Origin of the sequence: Aeromonas sp. CD (assembly GCF_033349375.1) — a bacterium.
Lineage (GTDB): Bacteria > Pseudomonadota > Gammaproteobacteria > Enterobacterales > Aeromonadaceae > Aeromonas > Aeromonas hydrophila.
On record NZ_CP137631.1, the window covers coordinates 3,047,780 to 3,069,045 of the forward strand.

Annotated in this window: 18 protein-coding genes; 4 read left to right on the forward strand and 14 right to left on the reverse strand. The window is 62.5% G+C overall.

What is annotated here, in order from left to right:
- Positions 1–143: 143 nt before the first annotated feature.
- Positions 144–1,079 (reverse strand): TIGR01212 family radical SAM protein, encoded by a 936-nt coding sequence (locus R2E40_RS14045; RefSeq protein WP_042066796.1) that lies wholly within the window; start codon positions 1,077–1,079, stop codon positions 144–146.
- A gap of 613 nt (positions 1,080–1,692) precedes the next feature.
- Here R2E40_RS14045 and gltB point away from each other — a divergent pair.
- Positions 1,693–6,150 (forward strand): glutamate synthase large subunit, encoded by a 4,458-nt coding sequence (gltB, locus tag R2E40_RS14050; RefSeq protein WP_318163658.1) that lies wholly within the window; start codon positions 1,693–1,695, stop codon positions 6,148–6,150.
- A 12-nt stretch (positions 6,151–6,162) separates the two neighbouring features.
- A complete protein-coding gene (locus tag R2E40_RS14055) occupies positions 6,163–7,578 on the forward strand; it encodes an FAD-dependent oxidoreductase (RefSeq protein WP_139748781.1) in 1,416 nt (471 codons plus the stop codon).
- Between the two features lie 80 nt (positions 7,579–7,658).
- Here the strand turns inward: R2E40_RS14055 and R2E40_RS14060 are convergent, their stop codons facing one another.
- The 6 genes from R2E40_RS14060 to soxR all read right to left on the reverse strand — a co-directional run bounded on the left by R2E40_RS14060 (position 7,659) and on the right by soxR (position 11,705).
- Positions 7,659–8,420: an amino acid ABC transporter ATP-binding protein gene (locus R2E40_RS14060; protein ID WP_318163659.1), complete on the reverse strand. Its 762-nt coding sequence runs from the start codon at positions 8,418–8,420 to the stop codon at positions 7,659–7,661.
- Positions 8,417–9,073, reverse strand: coding sequence for an amino acid ABC transporter permease (locus R2E40_RS14065; RefSeq protein WP_017410894.1), 657 nt, complete (start codon positions 9,071–9,073; stop codon positions 8,417–8,419). The genes R2E40_RS14060 and R2E40_RS14065 overlap by 4 nt, the downstream gene beginning before the upstream one ends.
- A 57-nt stretch (positions 9,074–9,130) precedes the next feature.
- The gene (locus tag R2E40_RS14070) at positions 9,131–9,904 is read right to left on the reverse strand and encodes an amino acid ABC transporter substrate-binding protein (RefSeq protein WP_041217828.1); all 774 of its coding nucleotides are present in this window, start codon (positions 9,902–9,904) and stop codon (positions 9,131–9,133) included.
- A gap of 266 nt (positions 9,905–10,170) precedes the next feature.
- A complete protein-coding gene (locus tag R2E40_RS14075; protein WP_016351173.1) occupies positions 10,171–10,581 on the reverse strand; it encodes a nuclear transport factor 2 family protein in 411 nt (136 codons plus the stop codon).
- 9 nt (positions 10,582–10,590) lie between these two features.
- Positions 10,591–11,169 carry an O-methyltransferase gene (locus tag R2E40_RS14080; protein WP_318163660.1) on the reverse strand — a complete coding sequence of 193 codons (579 nt, stop codon included), beginning with the start codon at positions 11,167–11,169 and terminating at the stop codon, positions 10,591–10,593.
- 68 nt (positions 11,170–11,237) lie between these two features.
- Positions 11,238–11,705 carry a redox-sensitive transcriptional activator SoxR gene (soxR, locus tag R2E40_RS14085; RefSeq protein ID WP_318163661.1) on the reverse strand — a complete coding sequence of 156 codons (468 nt, stop codon included), beginning with the start codon at positions 11,703–11,705 and terminating at the stop codon, positions 11,238–11,240.
- A gap of 66 nt (positions 11,706–11,771) precedes the next feature.
- Between soxR and R2E40_RS14090 the strand changes: the two genes are divergently transcribed.
- Positions 11,772–12,767, forward strand: a complete 996-nt coding sequence (locus R2E40_RS14090) for a questin oxidase family protein (RefSeq protein WP_318163662.1) — start codon at positions 11,772–11,774, stop codon at positions 12,765–12,767.
- A gap of 19 nt (positions 12,768–12,786) precedes the next feature.
- On the opposite strand, the gene R2E40_RS14095 is transcribed toward R2E40_RS14090, so the two are convergent.
- From R2E40_RS14095 to R2E40_RS14125, 7 genes are all read right to left on the reverse strand, one after another.
- A complete protein-coding gene (locus tag R2E40_RS14095; RefSeq protein ID WP_024945781.1) occupies positions 12,787–13,221 on the reverse strand; it encodes a hypothetical protein in 435 nt (144 codons plus the stop codon).
- Positions 13,222–13,285: 64 nt separating this feature from the next.
- Positions 13,286–14,329: a M35 family metallo-endopeptidase gene (locus R2E40_RS14100; RefSeq protein WP_318163663.1), complete on the reverse strand. Its 1,044-nt coding sequence runs from the start codon at positions 14,327–14,329 to the stop codon at positions 13,286–13,288.
- Between the two features lie 269 nt (positions 14,330–14,598).
- On the reverse strand, positions 14,599–15,237 hold the full coding sequence (locus R2E40_RS14105; RefSeq protein WP_029300062.1) for a DUF2913 family protein: 639 nt from the start codon (positions 15,235–15,237) through the stop codon (positions 14,599–14,601).
- A 99-nt stretch (positions 15,238–15,336) separates the two neighbouring features.
- Positions 15,337–16,632 carry a DEAD/DEAH box helicase gene (locus R2E40_RS14110; RefSeq protein ID WP_016351179.1) on the reverse strand — a complete coding sequence of 432 codons (1,296 nt, stop codon included), beginning with the start codon at positions 16,630–16,632 and terminating at the stop codon, positions 15,337–15,339.
- Between the two features lie 251 nt (positions 16,633–16,883).
- On the reverse strand, positions 16,884–17,417 hold the full coding sequence (speG, locus tag R2E40_RS14115; RefSeq protein WP_318163664.1) for a spermidine N1-acetyltransferase: 534 nt from the start codon (positions 17,415–17,417) through the stop codon (positions 16,884–16,886).
- Between the two features lie 99 nt (positions 17,418–17,516).
- Positions 17,517–18,167: a DedA family protein gene (locus R2E40_RS14120; protein ID WP_011706529.1), complete on the reverse strand. Its 651-nt coding sequence runs from the start codon at positions 18,165–18,167 to the stop codon at positions 17,517–17,519.
- A gap of 229 nt (positions 18,168–18,396) precedes the next feature.
- Complete coding sequence (locus R2E40_RS14125) at positions 18,397–19,980, reverse strand: CHASE4 domain-containing protein (protein WP_318163665.1); 1,584 nt, start codon at positions 19,978–19,980, stop codon at positions 18,397–18,399.
- A gap of 221 nt (positions 19,981–20,201) precedes the next feature.
- Here R2E40_RS14125 and R2E40_RS14130 point away from each other — a divergent pair, with 221 nt between their 5' ends.
- Positions 20,202–21,158 (forward strand): hypothetical protein, encoded by a 957-nt coding sequence (locus R2E40_RS14130; protein WP_065476875.1) that lies wholly within the window; start codon positions 20,202–20,204, stop codon positions 21,156–21,158.
- The last annotated feature ends 108 nt before the right edge of the window (positions 21,159–21,266 follow it).

Sequence of the window (21,266 nt, forward strand, 5' to 3'; positions counted from 1 at the left end):
TCCAAATTGGAAATAATACAAGCTTATTGATAATGATATCTTTTTCAAGCCAAGTACTATATCAAGACAATTTTACCGAAACTATACCGCAAAGACTGAATTTCATCTAATAACTCACTGTTTTTTTGATGAAATCTGATTACCTAGTCGATATTGCCAGAAAGCGAAAAAGGGCGCCCCAGCGCATGACCCTGGGCGCCGGAGCGGGCCAGTTCACTAGCAATGTCAGCCATGGCTGTCCAGCGATTCTCGCACCAGGCCGGCGCCAACAGAGTCGGACGGCGTGCCGACGCCGAGATGCGGTGGTACACCACCTCGGGCGGCGTGTGCTGGATCATGGCGACCGCCGCTTCCACATACTGCGCCAGGCTCGGCACCTCCAGTCGACCCGCCTGCCACGCCTTGCCGAGGGTGCTCCCCTCTACCACGTGCAGCGGGTGCAGTTTTATCCCCTCCACACCCGTCTCCACGATGCGCTGCAGCGTATTCAGGCTGTCCATGGCGACTTCACCGGGCAGACCGACAATCAGGTGGGCGCACACCTTGATGCCCCGTTGATGGGCTCTGGTCACAGCGTCAACATAGGCGGCATAACCATGGCCCCGGTTGATGCGCTGCAGCGTCTTGTCGTTGGCGCTCTGCAACCCCAGCTCCAGCCATACCTCGTAACCCCGGGCCTGATAACCGGCCAGCAGGTCCAGTACCGCATCCGGTACGCAATCTGGACGCGTCCCTACACACAAGCCCACCATGTCGCTCACCGACAGCGCCTCTTCATACATGCGCTGCAGGTACTCCACTTCGGCATAGGTGCTGGTATAGGCCTGAAAGTAGGCGAGATAACGTTTGGCCCGGGTCACTTCATCCCGGCGAGCCAGCAGTTGCTGCACTACCGAAAGCTGCTGGGCCGACTCGTCGGCAAAGGAGGAGACATTGCAGAAGGTACAGCCGCCACGGCCCAGCGTACCGTCCCGGTTCGGGCAGGTGAAGGCACCGTGAATGGAGAGCTTGTGGATCTTCTGGCCATGGCGCTGCTTGAGATCCTGGCCGAATGTATTGACGAGTTCGTGTAACTGCATGACACCTCCAGTAAAGGGGCGTCATTGTACGAGCTTGGCCGCGCGCAGCGCTGCGCTGGATCAAGAGAGGATAGAGTCGGGAAAACATATAAATATTCACCAATAGCTGGATAAATATCAGCAAATGGGTAGTTATCGACGCTTTCGAGACTCATCCCCAATTTGGCGAAGGCCCAACACCACCACAAAACCATCTTCTAACAGTTTGTTGAATAATGAAAATTTTCTCATAGACGGTGGTTTTGCAAATGCAAGTCATCTACTTCGTTATTGTGATCTCGGCCATTCACTTGTCGAGTGGATTGGTAAAATTACTACAAATCCTTGCCCCCATTGAGTCAACCAACAAAGCCCTATATGACAATACAAAACTCTACAAAAACAAAAATAACCAGAGCAATCGCCAGTTAATACCCCATATAGACCCGCACCCCGACATTTTGTTATGAGTTTGTGATAATGAAAACAGCCGGGATGTCCAATTGACCTTGCCGAAAAATCCCATTAGTTTGGAGATTCGCCACCTCAGGCGGACGGAACCACAAGAGCCAATCGCAATTTATGCAGTCTGTTGATGACAGTGCGATGCAAGGCCGAGCAAGGGAGAAATGCAATGTCACTATATGATCCAAAGCTGGAGAGGGATAACTGTGGCTTCGGCCTGTTGGCCCACATGGAAGGTGAAGCCAGCCACAAGCTTGTCCGTCTCGCGATGTCAGCATTGGCTCGCATGCAGCACCGCGGCGGTATCTCCGCCGACGGCAAGACCGGCGACGGCTGCGGTCTGTTGCTGCAAAAACCCGACAGCTTCTTCAGAGCTGTCGCCGAAGAGAAGGGATGGCACCTGGGCCGCAACTACGCGGTCGGCATGCTGTTTCTCAACCCCGATCCCGTCTTGGCGCAAGCCACTCGCGACATCATCGACGAAGAGCTGGAAAAGGAAACCCTGAGTCTGGTCGGTTGGCGCAAGGTGCCTATCGATACCAATGTACTCGGCCCCATCGCCAAGGCCTCCCTGCCCAGCATCGAACAGGTCTTTGTCAACGCCCCGCCCGGCTGGGTCGACAAGGATCTCGAGCGCCGCCTCTATATCGTGCGCCGCCGCATCGAGAAACGCATCAGCGACGACTACTTCTACGTGGTCAGCCTCTCCAACCTGGTCACCGTCTACAAAGGACTGTGCATGCCGGTGGATTTGCCGCGCTTCTATCTGGATTTGGCCGACATTCGCATGCAGGCGGCCATCTGCGTGTTCCACCAGCGTTTCTCCACCAACACCAGCCCACGCTGGCCGCTGGCGCAGCCGTTCCGCTACCTCGCCCACAACGGCGAGATCAACACCATCGCCGGCAACCGCCAGTGGGCCAAGGCACGCAGCTACAAGTTCGCCACCCCGCTGATCCCCGATCTGCAAGAGGCCGCCCCCTTCGTCAACACCACGGGGTCGGATTCATCCAGCCTCGACAACATGCTGGATCTGTTCCTGGCCGGCGGCATGGACTTGTTCCGTGCCATGCGCCTGTTGATCCCACCTGCGTGGCAGAAGCACCCGAACATGGATGACGACCTGCGCGCCTTCTACGACTTCAACTCTATGCATATGGAGCCCTGGGATGGCCCGGCCGGCATCGTCATGACCGACGGTCGCTACGCCACCTGCGCGCTCGACAGAAACGGTCTGCGTCCGGCCCGCTACGTCATCACCAAGGACAAGTTCATCACGCTGGCCTCTGAAGTGGGCACCTGGGACTACACCCCGGACGAAGTGCTGGAGAAGGGCCGGGTCGGCCCGGGCGAGCTGTTCGTGGTGGATACCAGCAACGGCAAGATCTGGACCAGCTTCGAGATCGATGACGATCTCAAGAGCCGTCACACCTACAAGCAGTGGATGGACAAGCACTGCAAGCGGCTGGTGCCGTTCGAGCAGATGGATGACGCCAGCACCGGCGCCCGCGAATTCTCCGACGATCAGCTGAAAACCTATCAGAAGCTGTTCGGCTACTCCTATGAGGAGCTGGATCAGATCATCCGGGTACTGGGTGAGAACGGCCAGGAAGCGGTGGGCTCCATGGGTGATGACACCCCGATGGCGGTGCTCTCCTCCAGCCAGCGCACCCTGTACGACTACTTCCGCCAGATGTTCGCCCAGGTCACCAACCCGCCCATCGATCCGCTGCGGGAAAACCACGTCATGTCGCTGGCCACCTGTATCGGCCGCGAGCAGAACGTGTTCAACGAGACCTTCGGCCACGCCCACCGGGTGCTGTTCCAGTCACCGATCCTGCTCTACTCCGACTTCCACCAGTTGCTGGCACTGGAAGGGGAACACTATCGCCATCAGGTGATCAGCCTCAACTTCAAGCCCGAAGAAGGCCTGGAAGCGGCGATCCTGCGCATCTGTGAAGAGGCCAAGGCTGCCGCCAAGGCCGGTACCGTGCTGTTGATCCTCTCGGATCGGGACGTCAGTGCCGACAGCCTGCCCATCCCGGCCGCCATGGCGGTAGGGGCGGTGCAGCGCACCCTGGTGGACAACAACCTGCGCTGCGACGCCAACATCCTGGTGGAAACCGCCAGCGTGCGCGACCCGCACCACTTCTCGGTGTTGCTGGGCTTTGGCGCCACCGCCATCTACCCCTACCTCGCCTACGAGACGCTCGCCAAGCAGGTAGAAGAGGGCGTGCTCAAGATGAGCCTGCGCCAGGCCATGCTCAACTACCGCAACGGCATCAACAAGGGGCTCTACAAGGTGATGTCCAAGATGGGCATCAGCACGGTGGCCAGCTACCGCTGCTCCCAGCTGTTTGAAGCGGTGGGCCTCTCCAAAGCCGTGGTCGAGATGTGTTTTCGCGGTGTATCGAGCCGCATCCAGGGCGCCGATTTTGCCGACATCCAGCAGGATCAGTTCAATCTGGCCCGTCAGGCCTGGCTGGCCCGCAAGGCCCTCACCCAGGGTGGCCTGCTCAAATTCGTCCACGGCGGCGAGTACCACACCTACAACCCGGACGTGGTGCAGACCCTGCAAGTGGCGGTGCGCTCCGGCAACTATGCCGATTACAAGGAATACGCCCGTCTGGTGAACGAGCGCCCGGTCGCCACCCTGCGCGATCTGCTCACCCTGAAGAAGGTCGACAACCCGGTGGCACTGGAGCAGGTGGAGCCGGCTGCCAAGCTGTTCCCCCGCTTCGACTCCGCCGCCATGTCCATCGGCGCGCTGGGCCCGGAAGCCCACGAAGCGCTGGCGGTGGCCATGAACCGTCTGGGCGGCCAGAGCAACTCGGGTGAAGGCGGCGAGGATCCCAAGCGCTTCGGCACCGAGAAGAATTCGCGCATCAAGCAGGTGGCATCGGGGCGCTTTGGCGTCACCCCCCACTACCTGATGAACGCCGACGTGGTGCAGATCAAGGTGGCCCAAGGCGCCAAGCCCGGCGAAGGGGGCCAGCTGCCCGGTGACAAGGTGACGGCCCAGATCGCCAAGCTGCGTTACTCCGTGCCCGGCGTGACCCTGATCTCGCCGCCGCCCCACCACGACATCTACTCCATCGAGGATCTGGCCCAGCTCATCTTCGACATCAAGCAGATCAACCCGAACTGCCTGGTGTCGGTGAAACTGGTGTCCGAGCCCGGCGTTGGCACCATCGCCTGCGGCGTGGCCAAGGCCTATGCGGACTTCATCACCGTCTCCGGCTACGACGGCGGCACCGGCGCGAGCCCGCTCACCTCGGTCAAATACGCCGGCTCCCCCTGGGAGCTGGGGCTGGCCGAGACCCAGCAGGCGCTGGTCGCCAACGGCCTGCGTCACAAGGTGCGGCTGCAGGTGGACGGCGGTCTCAAGACGGGTCTGGACATCATCAAGGCGGCCATTCTCGGCGCCGAGAGCTTCGGTTTTGGCACCGGCCCCATGGTGGCGCTGGGCTGCAAATACCTGCGTATCTGCCACCTGAACAACTGCGCCACCGGCGTCGCCACTCAGGATGAGAAGCTGCGCCGCGAGCACTTCACCGGCCTGCCGGAGATGGTGATGAACTACTTCAAGTTCATCGCCGAGGAGACCCGCGAGCTGATGGCCCAGCTTGGCGTCACCCAGCTGACCGATCTCATCGGTCGTACCGACCTGCTGGAAGCGCTGCCCGGCCTCACCGCCCGTCAGGCCAAGCTGGATCTCTCCGGCATTCTGGCCAGCCCGGTGGCACCGGCAGGCTCCAGCCTGTTCAGCCAGCAGCACAACCCCACCTTCGACAAGGGGCCACTGAACCTCAAGATGGTGGAAGATCTGCTGGAGGCGGTGGAAAACATGAGCGGCGGCGAGTTTCGCTACGACATCCGCAACACCGACCGCTCGGTGGGAGCGCGTCTGTCCGGCGAAATCGTCAAGCGCCACGGCAACCAGGGGATGGCGGCCGATCCGGTGCGGGTCCACTTCAACGGTACCGCCGGCCAGAGCTTCGGCGTCTGGAACGCCGGCGGCCTTGAGATGATCCTCACCGGGGACGCCAACGACTACGTGGGCAAGGGGATGACCGGCGGCAAGCTGGTGATCAAACCCCATGTCGGCGTGGCATTCAAATCCCACGAGGCGGCCATCATCGGCAACACCTGCCTCTACGGCGCCACCGGCGGCAAACTTTACGCTGCGGGCACCGCCGGCGAGCGCTTTGCGGTGCGCAACTCAGGGGCGCTGGCGGTAGTCGAGGGGATCGGTGACAACGGTTGTGAATACATGACCGGCGGCATCGTCACCGTGCTCGGCACCACAGGCGTCAACTTCGCGGCGGGCATGACCGGCGGCTTCGCCTACGTGCTCGACGAGTGCGGCAACTTTGCCAAGCGCACCAACCCCGAGCTGGTAGAACTGCTGGACGTGGCGGATCTCGCCATCCATCAGGAGCACCTGCGCGGCATCATCACGGCGCACCTCAATGAAACCGGCAGCTCGCGCGCCGAGGAGATCCTGGCCAACTTCGACTCCTATGTGCCCAAGTTCAGGCTGATCAAACCCAAGTCCAGCGACGTCAAATCGCTGCTTGGCCACACCAGCCGTTCCAGTGCAGAACTCAGAATCCAGGCGCAATAAGGAGGGAACCCTATGAGCCAGAACGTATTTCAGTTTATCGACGTGCAGCGGGTCGACCCGCCCAAGAAGCCGCTCAAGATCCGCAAGATCCAGTTCGTGGAGATCTACGAGTCCTTCAACCAGGCCCAGGTCGGCATGCAGGCGGATCGCTGCCTCGACTGCGGCAACCCTTACTGCGAGTGGAAGTGCCCGGTGCACAACTACATCCCCAACTGGCTGAAGCTGGCCAACGAGGGCCGCATTCTGGAGGCGGTGGAACTCTCCCATCAGACCAACAGTCTGCCGGAGGTGTGTGGCCGGGTCTGCCCGCAAGACAGACTGTGTGAGGGTGCCTGCACCCTCAACGATCGCTTTGGCGCCGTCACCATCGGCAACATCGAAAAATACATCACCGACAAGGCGTTCGAGATGGGCTGGAAGCCCGATCTCTCCAAGGTGGTCAAGACCGGCAAGCGGGTCGCCGTCATCGGCGCCGGCCCGGCGGGCCTCGCCTGTGCCGACGTGCTGGCTCGGGGCGGTGTCACCCCGGTGGTGTTCGACAAGTATCCGGAGATCGGCGGTCTGCTCACCTTTGGCATCCCCTCCTTCAAGCTGGAAAAAGAGGTGATGCAGCGTCGCCGCGAGATCTTCGAGGGGATGGGGGTGGAGTTTCGCCTCGAGACCGAGGTGGGCCGCGATGTCACCTTCGCCGACCTGCTCGGCGAGTTCGATGCGGTCTTCCTCGGGGTCGGCACCTACAAGTACATGAAGGGCGGCTTTGCCAACGAGGAGGCGCCGGGAGTCTATGACGCCCTGCCCTACCTCATCGCCAACGCCAACCGGTTGCTGGGCTTTGAGAAGGCGCAAGCCGATTACATCGACTTCGCCGGCAAGCAGGTAGTGGTGCTCGGCGGTGGTGATACCGCCATGGACTGCGTGCGTACCGCCATCCGTCAGGGGGCCGACAAGGTGATCTGCGCCTATCGCCGCGACGAGGAGAACATGCCGGGCTCCAAGCGGGAGGTGAAGAATGCCCGCGAAGAGGGGGTTGAATTCATGTTCAACCTGCAGCCGGTCGGCGTCGAGCTGGACGCCCAGGGCCGCACCTGCGGCATCAAGGTGGTGAGCACAGAGCTCGGCGCCCCCGATGCCAATGGTCGCCGCAATCCGGTGGTTGTGACAGGCTCCGAGCAGGTGCTGGCTGCCGATGCGGTGGTGATGGCGTTCGGCTTCCAGCCCAATCCTCAGCCCTGGATGGCGGAACACGGCATTGAGCTTGATGGCCGGGATCGCATCAAGGCCTCGGAGCAGGCCGAGCATGCCTTCCAGACCAGCAACCCCAAAGTATTCGCCGGTGGCGACGCGGTGCGCGGCTCCGATCTGGTGGTGACCGCCATCTATGAGGGGCGCAAGGCGGCCGAAGGGATCATGGACTATCTGGCCGTGTGATCTGCCGTCGCAACCAAGCCATCATGCAAACAGCCCCGCTCGTGCGGGGCTGTTTTTTTATGTCGCTCAGCCACAACCGGCTAGATGCTCCAGCTCTCCGGCAGCCGCTCGGTGAGGGTGGAGATGTATTCGAAGGTACGCGCCCGCTTGGGGGTGGTGAACATCTGGCGCGCACTGCCCGCCTCCACCACCTCTCCCGCCTCCAGAAAGATCACCTGCTGGGCGATCTGGGCCGCCAGACGCAAGTCGTGGGTGGCGATCAGCATGGTGGTGCCCTCACTGGCCAGCTGGCGCAGCACCGCCACTACCTCCTGGGCAAGCTCGGGATCCAGCGCCGAGGTGGGCTCGTCACAGAGCAGCACCTTGGGGGCCGGCGCCAGCGCCCGGGCAATGGCCACCCGTTGCTGCTGACCGCCGGAGAGGGTGGCGGGCACCGCCTGGGCCTTGTGTCTGAGCCCCACCTTGTCGAGCAGTTGCAGGGCGCGCGCCGCCGCCCGCTCCCTGGGCCACTTCAACACGGTCACCAACCCTTCCATCACGTTCTCCAGCACCGTCATGTGCGGGAACAACTGGAAATTCTGGAACACCATGCCGGTCTGCTGGCGCAAAGCCAGCACGCTTTGCCGTGACAGATGCCGGGTAAAGTCGAGCTCGCTGCCCCCCAGCACCAGCTGGCCTGCGTCGGGTCGCTCCAGCAGGTTCACGCAGCGCAGCAAGGTACTCTTGCCGCTGCCGGAGGGGCCGATCAGGGCGGTGACGCTGCCCGCGGCCACCGCCAGCCCCACCCCTTTCAACACCCGCTGCCCCGCAAACTGTTTCTCGATGTCACTCAAGCGGATCATAGGGCGACCTCCCGGGTCTCTTTGTAAGCCAGTCGCTGCTCCAGCTTGTCTTGCAGGGTGGAGAGCACCGAGCTGAACAACAGGTAGATGAGGGCCGTCTCGACATAGAGGATGAGCGGCTCATAGGTGACGGAGGCGAGCCGCTGAGCCGCCTGAAACAGCTCGGGCACGGTCACCGCCGCCGCCAGCGAGGTGTCCTTGACCAGGGAGATGAAGGTGTTGGAGAGCGGCGGCACCGCGATACGCGCCGCCTGCGGCAGGATCACCCGCCACATCACCTGGGGCCAGTTCATGCCAATCGAGTAGGCCGCCTCCCACTGCCCCTTGGGGATGGCCGCCAGGGTGGCACGGATGATCTCCGAGCTGTAGGCACCGATGTTGAGGGTGAAGCCGATCACCGCGGCGGTGAAGGCATCCAGCACTATGCCGGCGCTCGGCAGACCGTAAAAGATCAGAAACAGCTGCACCAGCAGCGGGGTGCCCCGAATAAGCCAGACATAGAAGCGGACCAGCATCACCAGCGGGGCCGGACCATATAATCTGGCCAGCGCCACCGACAAGCCGAGCACGATTCCCAGCACGAAGGTGATCAGGGTGAGTGGCACGGTAAAAATAAGCCCCGCACTGAGCAGGGGCCAAAAAGAGTCGATCATTAACTGCAACCAGGCCGGCACGTTAATATCCTCAGTTGTTATTATGTTGCCGCGATATTATTGCGAGACGTCGGTGCCGAAATATTTCTGCGATATTTTCTGATATTCGCCATCCTGCTTGGCATTGCGCAGCGCCTGATTGATGGCGGCCAGCAACTCGGGTTGTCCCTTGGCGAGCAGGGCGGCAGATTGATCCCCCTTGGCCTCGGTGGCCGCCACCTTCAGCTTGGCGTCCGGCTTCTGTTTCTTGAAGTCGAGGAAGGAGAGGCTGTCGTTGAGGGTGGCATCCACCCGCCCGGTCAACACCAGTTCAAGGGACTGGTTGAATCCCTCGGTGGCCACCACCTCGGCGCCCGATGATTTCGCCAGCTGGGCAAAGTTGCTGGTCAGCGACTGGGAGGATTTCTTGCCCTTCAGATCGGCAAAACTCTTGATGCTGTGGTTGTCGCTGTGCACCACGATCACCGCCTTGGAGGTGATGTAGGGATCTGAAAAATCATACTTTTTCAGCCGCTCCGGGGTGATGGCCACTTCGTTGAGCACCAGGTCGTAGCGCTTGGCGTCCACCCCGGCGATGAGCCCGTCCCACTTGCCCTCGACGAACTGCGGCTTCACGCCGAGACCGCTTGCAATCAGCTCGCCTATCTCCACGTCAAAGCCCACCAGCTTGCCGCTCTTGTCGTGATAAGTGAAGGGAGGATAAGCCCCTTCGGTACCGATCTTGATCACCCCGGCCCGCTGGATCTCGGCCAGGCTGGACTGTGCCTGTACCGATGTCATGAGTGCCAGCGGCAGTGCCGCCATTAAAAACAGGGAGTGCCGTTTTTTCATTATTCACCTCGTTATATTTATGAACATCCAGAGCGCTTGCCAACCACCACAAAATAAAACCAGCCGGTTATCATGTGTAAATTAATTATCGGTAGAGATAACCTTCATAGTGCTTGCTGGCGGTATGGATGAAACATAACGTGGCTCATGGCATGACCCAACCATGAAATACGAGGATATTTAGCGAAATAATGGATAACGAAAAATAATGACCGGACTGGCCGAGGAATAGCCCCGCTGGCGGCGCTCCGCCAGCGGAAACCATGTCAGGCGGGTTGCGACTCCCGCGGGATGCTGGTGACCCAGTGACGACGCCAGTGCGGCGCCTCGTAGAGATCGGGCCAGAATTCGGTCTGATGGCAGATGGTATTGCCACGCACCGTGTGGAAGGTGATGGCACGCGCCTCAACTTCACCGTCGGTGATCACCACTTCGGTCACCACCTCCCGCCCCTGCTCCAGCAGGCGGACGACATCGAAATTCCAGGGCCCGGCCGCCGGGTAGCGTCGATTGATCTCGACGAAGTTGGCCCGCCCCTCGATCCGCTCCCCCGACTGGGGCCAGTCACAGAGGAAGTCATCGCTCAGCCACCTGGAGGCCTTGACGAAATCGTTGCTCTGCATGGCCTGCCAGTAGGCCTCCACCACTGCTTTTGGTTCCATGGTCTTGTTTTCCATGCCTGTCCCCTACAACCGCACCACCAGCCACTCCCCCTTGCCCACCGGCACCAGCGAGGTCGCAAAGGCCGGATCCTGCTCCACCTCTGCCATCCACTCGGCCAGCTCCTCGCGATGGGAGATGGCATTGTCCACCACCAGCAGACCGCGGGGGGCCAGCAGGCGCTGGATCTCGGGCCACCAGGCCTGGTAGTGCTGGCGATCGGAGTCGAGGAAGATGAGCGGGTAAGCGGCCGTCGGCAGGGTGGGCAGCAGCGTACCGGCTTCCCCTGCCAACTGCTCAATCCAGGATTCAAGCCCGGCCCGCTGAAAGTTGGCGGCCGCCATGGCCCGTTTGCTCTCGTCCAGCTCGATGGTGGTGACCCGGCCCCCCAGCCGTTTGACTGCCTCGGCCAGCCAGAGGGTGGAGTAACCGTTGGAGGTGCCGATCTCCAGCACCGCATCGGCCCCCCTAGTTTGTACCAGCACCGCCAGCAGCTCGCCGGTATCGCGGGTAATGTTGAGCATCTTGCTGCCACGGGACTGTTGCGCGCCGTCATTCTGCTCGCCAAACAGCTCCAACTCCCGTTTCAGTTGTTCCAGTGCCATGTCTCCTCCTTGACGGTGTAAACGAGTCGGCCCGGTGCATGGCATGGCTGGACCGCCCCTCATGTTCATCATTTTGCTGTCGGCCCGCTCGGTGCCGTATCCCCCAGCAGGTAGCGGGGACCCTCGCCCTGCCCGGCGGCCTGATCATCCGGATTGTAAAGTGCGCAGTGCTCCAGCGAGAGGCAACCGCAACCAATGCAGGCGCCAAGCTTCTCCTTGAGCTGCTGCAGAGTGGTGATGCGCCGATCGAGCAGGCTCTGCCACTGGCCGGCAATGCCGTCCCAGTCGCGGCGATCCGGGGTGCGCCCTTCCGGCAGACCGGCCAGGGCCTCCCCTATCTCGCCCAGACTCAGCCCCATGCCCTGCGCCACCCGGATGAAGGCGATGCGGCGCAGCACATCCTGCGGATAGAGCCGCTGGCCCCCCTCGCTGCGCACACTGCCAATCAGCCCCTTCTGCTCGTAGAAGCGCAGGGCGCTGGCCTTGACGCCCGAGCGTTTGGCTATCTGGCCGATGGCCAGCCATTTGCGTTCCATCGCCACGCTTGACCTCAAGTTAGCTTTAACTTGCACAATCCTGTCTCCCCTTATGAAAGGAGTCAAATGATTATGCATCATCTTCATCATCTGCTCGATGCCAATCGAGCCTTTGCCCTCAACGGGCGCGGCACCACCAACCACTGCCCGATGGCATTGCACGCCCTGCACGAGATGGGCGCCAATCCCCGCCAGCTGCAGCAGTTCTTCGCACACTGGCAGGCCAACTATGCCCTGCCGGGGGGTGAACAACGGCAGGGGGATGAGGAGGAGCTGCAGTTTGTCCGGCTGCGTCAGCAGTTGGCAACACGGCTGGACGACGAGGGTTGGCTGCCCACCTTTGCCAGCCTGCTGGAACAGGGTCTCTCGCCGGCCGGCGGCGCCTTCCATCCGCTGATCCGCTTTGCCTGCGCGCTGGAAAATGGCCATCTGGGAGAGCAGGCCGCCGCATTGGCCGCCTGGCAGTGCAGACCCTTACGGGTGCCGGCCGGGCAGCGGGCGCCGGTGCAGGATATCGACGCTCTGCTGAGTGCGCTGGCCCAACAATGGGAAGGCGCATGCTGGCAGGGGGAGTGGATCACCGAGCGACTGCGGCAGGTGACGGATGCGCCGACCTGGGCCACCGGGTTGCCGAGCGGGGTATCGTCATCGGATCTGCTGGTGCAGCTGGCCGACGCGGCCCTCGCCCTCTACTGGCAGACCGGCAATTTTACCGTGCTGCACATGGTGACCGGCAGTCGCGCTGCCGCCATCGTCACCAGCCACCTGCCAACGCCATGGCAAGCGCGCTGGCAGGCTTTGATGTGGCAGGCAGTGGCGGCCGCCTATGTCACGGTCGGCGCGCCGTCACTGCAGACGCCGGTCTGGCCCGATACCGGCAAGCTGTCGTGGCAAAACGTGCTGGCCCGGGCAGTGGCGAGCCTCGATGATCATGTGATCAAGCTGGTGCATTGCTGCTGGCGGGAGGGACTCGCCAGGCCTTTGCTGGCAGACCGTTATCTGGCGGTGGCCGCCCGCGCGGCAGGCCTGCTGGCGCCGCTCACCGGGCCGGATGCTATTTAGGTAGTACGCAGGGGCTGCCCTAGGAGGCGGGCAGCCGGGTGAAGTGAATGACGGGGCAGCGGGGAGCCACGCCCCGGGTCAGGGTCAGCGGCTGGGCGCGGTAGCTCAGTTGGTAGCGGCCGGGGTGGGAGAGATCGTAGACCAGGGTCAGATCCGCGTCGGCCTGGCTCTGCTGACCGGCCCCCAGCAAGAAGAAATCCTCGGCGCCCGGGTTGCCCCGCTTGGCCAATGGGCCCTTGTAAGGTATCGGCCGATCATCGAGGGTGAGATCAATGGCATCGGCAAACCAGCCTTCGAACGGTGTGAACCAGCTCAGCACTTCAAGCGGCCCCTCCCCCCGGTTGGTCAGGGTCATCACCAGCGGCAGCGGCTCGTTGACCCGGCTTTGTGCCTTGACCGACAGGTCGCACTGCAGGGGGGCCAGCGCCAGGGTGGTGAGCAAGAGTGTCATCATGATCGCTCCTTCCTGTGACAAACAACATGGACAAGAAGGGGCCTTGCGGCCCCCGGTCGGCAAATCAGTTTTCGCTCGGCGTATTCTCGGCGAAGTACTCGTGGTTGTCGGCGTTGTTGAGCGCCTTGACCGGATCCGTCTTCGCCAGGTTGCGGGCATTGGCCTGACCGTAACCCAGATCGTCGGTGCCCGCCACCACGTTGAAGTGGCTCAGCTCGTGGACGATGGTGCCGGCACGGGAGTCGGTCCCGCTGACCGGTGCAGTCCAGAAGCTCTTGCACAGGTAGACCTTGTAGGGCTGATCCGGATAGACATAGGCAAAGTAGCTCTGCTTGCAACCGCAGTCGAAGGTGAGCGGCTTGTTGTCGATGGCATCCTTGATCTTGCTGAAGTGGGTCTCGGCCTGCTCCCAGCGCGATGCATCATAGGCGCCAAACCAGCTGCGATAACGCTGGCCTTCCGGCTTGTCCACCGCCAGGTAGCTGCTGGAGTTGTTGGTGATGCCGCTGGCCGCATCGAGCGCCGCCAGGATGTCGCTCTTCTGGGTGTTGGTGCAGCGGCCGCTGAAGCTGACCGAGGCGGTCACCGCCTGCGGCTCGGCCAGGGGGGCCGCCTTGGCCAGCACCCGCTCGTCACTCACTCCGTCCACCCACAGGGTCACCACATTGGATTCGCTCACCTGGGCCTGCTTGGCCTTGGCGGCTTTCGCCTCTTGCGGCAACGTCGGCAGCAGGTAGCGGATGCTGTACTGGCCCTGGGCACTCATGTCGTAGAGACCGGAGACCTCGGCCTGCACCGTCAGGCTCTGGCCGGCCTTGAGCAGCTGGAAGTCCTTGTCGGTCGGGGCTGCCCGCTTGATCAGGGCCCCCTCGTAGCTGACCGGCTGGCCGTCCCGCTCCACCAGGAACAGGGGGGCATCTTCGCTGCCCGGCAATTGCCATTTGAGCAGGCGGACCGGCTTGTCCCCACTGTTGGTCAGGGTCAGGTTGACGCGCACGTCGTCACTGTTGCCATCCACCAGGGTGAGCTGGGCGTCGAGCCCTGCGGCGCAGAGCGGGGAGGCCAGCACGCCGGCCAGCAACAGGGCAATGGGAGTCGCTTTCATCATGTTTCCTCATTCATTGAGTGTCGCCTTGTCAGGCGGTTTGCTTCCTTCAAGGCCCTCTTTGGGGCCCACTCACCCTAGAGCAGTTTTTTTCCGCGACCATCCCACCATATGGGGGACGCCCCCCAGGATAGGGGGAATGCCCAATGTCCCCGCTTGCTGCGACAAGAGTCGCGCCGCCCTCCCCCTTTCCCCTGCCTGCAACTACGCCCCGCGCTCATAAAAAACCCCGGCACCGGGCCGGGGTTTCAGACAAATGAAGCAGACCCCGTTCAGGGGCCTACCAGCAGCGCCAGCGCCGGTTGTGCATTGTCCGGCACCAGCCGGTAAGCCTTGTGGTGCTTGACCAGGGTGGTTTTCTTGTTGCCCTGGCTCAGCAGCAGGTGGTGGGCAAAGGCCGCCCGTGCCAGCCGGGCCTCGTCGCCGCGCACATAGAGGGTGAGCGGCTTGATAAGCTCACCCGCCTCGATGTGGCCCTGATACTCGCTGGCGCTGATGATGAGGCTCGGCTGACCGCCCGATTGCAGACGCAGCTTGGCGCTCACCTCGCTGTCGGTAATCACTAACCAACCCTCGGCCACGAGCTCGGCCAACAGGGCGGCCAGCCGGCTGCCGAGCCCGGTCGGCTCGGCCATGGCCCGCTCATACTGGCTCATGATCCGCTCAAGCAGCCCCTTAAGATCGGCGCCGGCCCCCAGGGTGCGGCCAAGTTGCACCCAATCTTTCAAATCCTCCATCACCAGCCGGGAGAAGCGCTTCTCCTTGAGGGAGTCGGCCATCCAGGTGCAGAGAAAATGGCTCTCTTGCGCCGGGGTACGCTTGCCAGCCTTCTGCTCGGCGGTGCGGGCCAGTTCGGCCAGACTCTGGCTGGCCATCTCGAACAGGGCCTGATTGTAGGTAGGAGCGGTCATAAGCAATCCTTGAGTTGACCACCAGGGGTCAACACCGATGACAGAGATGGCAAAGGCGCCAGTGGCGCCTTTGCGGTTCAATAGAGCGGCCTGCGCGCCTTATTTCGGCTGGCGCGGCTTCTTGGCGGCAGCCAGGCGCTTGAGGCGCTGGCCCTGCAGCTTGGCCTCGGCCATGGCCTGGGCGGCGGCGTTGTCTTCCCGCTGCGGGCGCTTGCCGAAGCGGCGACGCTCCTGCAACTGCTTGATCAGCTCGTCGCGGCTGCTCACCTCGTAGCCCGGCACCATGATGCGGCGGATCTTCTGGCCGATCAGCGCCTCGATCTCCAGCAGGGTGCGCTCTTCTTCACGGCTGACGAAGGAGATGGCCATGCCGCTCTTGCCGGCACGGCCGGTACGGCCGATGCGGTGCACGTAGTCTTCCGCCAGGAACGGCAGATCATAGTTGACCACGTACTCGAGATCCGGGATGTCCAGGCCACGGGCGGCCACTTCGGTGGCCACCAGCACCCGCAGCTTGCCTTCGGTGAACTCGCGCAGGGCGCGGCGACGGCTGCCCTGAGCCTTGTCGCCGTGCACCACGGCGGACTTGATGCCGTCGAGGTTCAGCTCGGCCACCAGCTCGTCGCAGCTCTCGCGGGTACTGGCAAACACCAGCACCTGCGGCCAGTTCTGCTTGCCGATGAGCTCGGAGAGCAGCTCGCGCTTGCGCTTCTGCTCCACCGGATAGACGGTGTGGCTGACGGTATCGGCAGTGGAGTTCTGCTTGTTGACGCTCACTATCTGGGGCTTGTCCAGCATCAGGTTGGCCAGTTTTTTCACCGCCTCGGAGAAGGTGGCGGAGAACAGCAGGTTCTGACGGGTCTTGTTGACCGCCTGCAGGATCTGCTGCACATCGGCACTGAAGCCCATGTCGAGGATACGGTCCGCTTCATCCAGCACCAGGCACTCGACACCGGAGAGGCTCAGGTTGCAGGCGGTGAGGTGCTCCAGCAGCCGGCCCGGGGTCGCCACTATGATGTGAGCGCCCGCTTTCAGTTTTCTGGCCTGCACATCCTGCTTGCCACCGCCGTAGATGGTGAGGGTGGTGATATCCAGATGCTTGGCGAAGTCATTGATGTTGCTCGCCACCTGGGCCGCCAGCTCGCGGGTCGGGGTCAGGATCAGCACCCGGGCGTTGGACGGCTGCACCGGCGCGGGGTTGTCCACCAGCCGCTGCAGGATGGGCAGGGCAAAGGCAGCGGTCTTGCCGGTGCCGGTCTGGGCGCTGGCCAGCACGTCACGACCGCGGCGGATGGCCGGGATCGCCTGCTGCTGCACAGGGGTCATCTCCTGATAACCGCACTCTGAGATGGCGCGCAAAATCTCTGGGGCAAAATCGAACGATTCAAATCTCATAATGGGTTCCTGTGTTCCAGCTGGACTGTGGCTGGCTTGGTTAGCTCGGCATGAGCGAAAAGTCGGTGCAGACCACCGACGGCTGTGCCTGACATCAAGTCAGAGAGTGGCCGGAAAATGGCGGGCGCGAAGTGTAACAGATAGATGGCGCAAATTCTGCCTCAAATACACGCCCTTTTCATGGGGGTCAGGGCCACTGGCTGGCAAGGCGAACACGCCCCGTCAGCAGCCCTTCACGTCCGTACGGGAGTTCAGCCACCTCGACCATTCTGGGCCAGGAAGTCTCTTTGGAACAGGCACATGCGAATGGCGGTGCGGTATTGGCCATCGATGAAGAACTCCTCTTTGAGCTCCCCCTCCGGCTCGAAGCCCAGCTCCTGATAGATGTGGATCGCCCGGGCGTTGTCCCGATCGACGATGAGATAGAGCTTGTGCAGATTGAGCACGTTGAAGCCGTACTTCATCGCCTTCAAGGTGGCGGTCTTGGCATAGCCTTTCCCCTGATGGGCGGGGGCGATGATGATCTGGAATTCGGCGCGGCGATGGATGCTGCGGATGTCCACCAGCTCCACCAGCCCCACGTTGTCCCCCGCTACCTCGAGGATGAAACGGCGCTCGTGCTGGTCGTGAATGTGCTTGTCATAGAGCTGGGCCAGCTCCATGTACGCCTCGTACGGCTCCTCGAACCAGTAGCGCATGATGCTGGCGTTGTTGTTGAGTTGATGGACGAACTTGAGATCCTCGCGCTCGAGGGGGCGAAGGGTCAAGGTGTCGTGGGATGGCATAAGGTACCTGATTGCAGCGTGAAGGGGCGCCGGCCAGCCAGGAGCGGCGGCGCCATGAAAAATGAGAGCAACAGACGGCGGGGGCCCTGCCCCGACCGGTCAGCGAATGCGGTTGGTCGGGCGCTTGAGCAGCCGGATGGCGATGGCGGCCATGGCGATGACGAACAGGCCGAGGGAGGTCACCAGCAGGCACTTGGTCAGCAACTCGTGATACTGGGCAAACACCGGGGCCGCCATCACCGCCTTGCCCACCAGACTCAGCACCAGGGCCCAGAGGAAGGCGCTGGCAAAACTGGCGATCATTACCCGCGGCAGGTGCAGCCGCGAGACCCCCATCAGCATGGGCGTCAGCACCCGCACGAAGGGCACGAAACGGGAGGAGAACATGGCCCAGAAGCCGTAGTTGTGCAGCAGGCGGGAGGCCCGTGGCAGGCTGCCGTCCGGGATCATCCGCTCCACGTGCCCCATGAAGGCGGTGCCGTGCAGCGCCTGCCCCTGCACATAGGCGATCAGGCTGCCAAGCCCCGCCGCCAGCGGCATGTAGAGCAGCGTCACCTCGGGGCCGAGCACCCCCATCCCCACCAGCCCGCCGGCCAGCAGCACCAGGCTGTCGCCGGGCAGGGGCAGAAACACGAAACTCGATTCGAGAAAAAGGATCACCACCAGGCAGGTGACGAGCAGGCCCACCGCCTGCATCTGGATCAATTGGTCAAAGTCCTGTTGCCATATGGCAAGCAGCATGTCCTGCATCTGGTGACTCCCATCAACTTCGTGAGCATCCATCCTGGGCGGCCTGACGGCCTCCGGTGCGGCAGACCCTCCCTGTCGCCAACCCCTTTTCTCCCTGAGGGTGGCCCGTTATACACCCGGCCAAGTGAACAAGAAATTAATACAGGTCATGGATAGGGGAGATAATCGGCCAAGGCCAGCAAAAAATCGGGCCCGCTCCGGCTGGAGGGGCCCAGACAGCAACACGGCGTCAACTGCGCTTGAGGCGCTGCAGCTTGGTGAGGGTGAGCAGGGTCTGGGCCGAGAGATCGCACACCGACAGCACGAAGGCAAGTTCGTCGGGATGCCATACCTCGCTCAGTCTGGCCCGCTCGGCGATGATGAAGCCGAGCAGCTCATCTCCCTGCTTGAGGGGAGCCATCAAGATGGTGCCGGAGAGCCCCTCCAGCCCGAGCTGGGCCAGCATGGCGCCAAAGCGCGTCAGATCGTAGGGCTCGCGCAGGATGAGGCAGGGCTCATGCTCGGGCTTGGAGACCTCGTAGCGCCCCTGGATCAAGGCATAGGGCAGGTGAAAGCCCTGCTGGTGATGGAGCTTGGGCAAAAAGAACAGATCCTGGCAGTACATGCTCTGCTTGTCTTCGGCACTGAACCAGACGCTGGCCCGCGCCGCGCCGGTGCCGGAGCAGATCGCCTCGTTGATGTGGCGCGCCGCCTGGCCCGGATCCTCGCCACTCAGCAGATCGCTCTTGGCCAGATGAATGAGGGCACCGTGCTGCAGTTTCTGGCGGGCTTCGCTGTCGAGCTGGCGCTGACGCAGGCTGTCCAGATGATCGAGCATCCGATTGCAGTCGATCGCCACCTGGGAGATCTCGTCATTGCCCTCCACCAGCAGCCGGCGCACCACGCCGTCGTCGCCGATGAGCCGCAGATTGGCGCTCAGCCGCTGCAGACGGGCGGCGATATAGCCGTTGAGGATCAGCAGCACCAGGGCCCCGAACAGCAAGGTCCCCAGGCTCAGCAGCCAGAAGATGTGGCGCTCGATGGCCTTGCCCTCCAGCATCAGATCCCGTGGCAGGGTGAAGCGAAAGATGAGGGGGGAGTCCTCCTGCAGGGTATCGATCTGGGCCAGGGTGAGCAGTCGCTCCTCCTGCGGCAGGATCAGGCTGTCGTTGGCCCTGAGCCGGGCCAGGGTGGTGACCCCCAGGCTGGTGGCCAGCTGCTGTGGGCTCAAAAAGGAGAGCGAGAGATTGGTGCGCTTTTGCAACTGATGGACCAGCCGGGTGGTGAAGGCCTTGAGCAGCAGCAGGGTGCCGCGACTCGGCCCCTCCCCCTCGCTGGTCAGGATCTGGGTGGCGGCCAGCAGGTAGTAACGCTCGCCGTCAAACCAGATGCCGGCATTGGGCTTGAGGCTGCCGTAGCGCACCAGATAATCGGTCAGAGGAGCCAGCTGGGCCGGTGTCTGCGTCACCAGCTGGCCACCATGATAGGCAAACGCCGCCTGCGGCTGTTTGTCGGCATCATAGAGCGCCACCAGATCCACTCCCAGGGTCTCGAAGGTGCGCACGTTGAGATTGGCTGCCAGATAGGCGGGATCGCGGCTCACCATGTAGGCGTAGGTCTCGTCCCACTCGGACCAGTCCTGCCCCAGCATGGTGAGCTGGCCAAGCTCGGCCTGCACCACGGCCCGGACCCGCTCGCGGTTGCGCTCCACGCTCATGCGCTCCAGCTCGCCGAACTTGTTGCCTACCACATAATGAAGGCCGACATAGCCGACCCCCAGCAACAGCAGCAGCGTCAGCACTATGGTCAGCGTAATCTTGCGGCTGATCTTCATCTTTACCCACACTCCCGGACAGGTGACCCATTGAGTTTAATGGATTTTGCCTCTGCGCCTGTCCCTTGCGCGAAAAAGCTCGCCAGGGCGACCAACCTGCGATGCCGGGGAACGAATGGGCACAAATGGCGTCATCCGGCTCACGTCGGAGCTGCCAAGCGAGCAAATAATCGCTACAGTGTAACCGTGCCTCATCGGAAGAGGCTTCACGGGATCCCGGCATGTTCACACCTCTCCCCCTTCCACTGCGCCCCGCCCTGCTGCTTGGCCTGCTGTGCAGCTGCCAGGCCATGGCCGACGACGACTCGCGGGTGCAACAACGCGCCAACGCCGTGGTGTCGCTGATGACCTTCACCGTGGTGCCCGACATCACCGCCAGCAACATCAACATCGGCAGCGGCACCAATCAATCCTCGGCCCTCAACATGACCCAGATCGGCGGCGGCGCCACCATGAGCGAGAGCGTGCCGATTTATCTGGAAGGAACCCTGGGATTCAGCCGCTACGATCCCCAGTTCGTGGTCAGCAACGGCAGCGAGAGCCGCACCGTTCCCACCAAGTGGAACAGCCTGACCGCCACCGGCGGGATTGGCTGGGACATAGGGCTGCACCGGGACAGCCACGGCGGCAACTGGGTGCTGCGCCCCATCGGCAACGTCACCCTCGGCACGGTGGCGAGCGATCTGCGCATCGGCAACTGGCTGCTGGGCCAGTACACCGGCAAGAACCTCGATTTTCTCGATGGTGGCCGACTCGACGTCTACGGCCTCGGCGGCGCCATGATGCTGGACTACGAGCTGTTTTCCCCCGGCCAGGACATCGACGCCGAGCTGCGCTACTCCTATCAACACCTGCAGAGCTTCGGCGGCACCGCCGCCAGTGTGACCGGTCAGGCCAACGCCGAAAACCTCGGCCTCTATCTGCGCCGGCGCGCCCCCATCGGCAATCTGACGCTGCTGGGCAAACCCGTGCGCTACGTGATGGAGGGGGCCCGCACCGAATACCTGGGCGAGCAGCGCGGCCTGCTCGGCTTCAACTCCCTCAACTCCCTCGGCCTCGGAGTGGAGCTCGACAGCAGTAAGTACGATATCTTCGTCACCCGTACCCGGCTGGTAGCCCGTTATATGTTCAGCCACAACACCAGCGGCTACGGCGTTGGGCTGGCGATGAGTTTCTAGGCCACTCCCTGCGGCTGCTTCCCTCTCTGGCATTGGCACAAAAAGAGTGATGCGCCGCTCAGTTGGTGCAAGCGGTCACACATTCCTTCTGGTCAACTCGCTACAGTG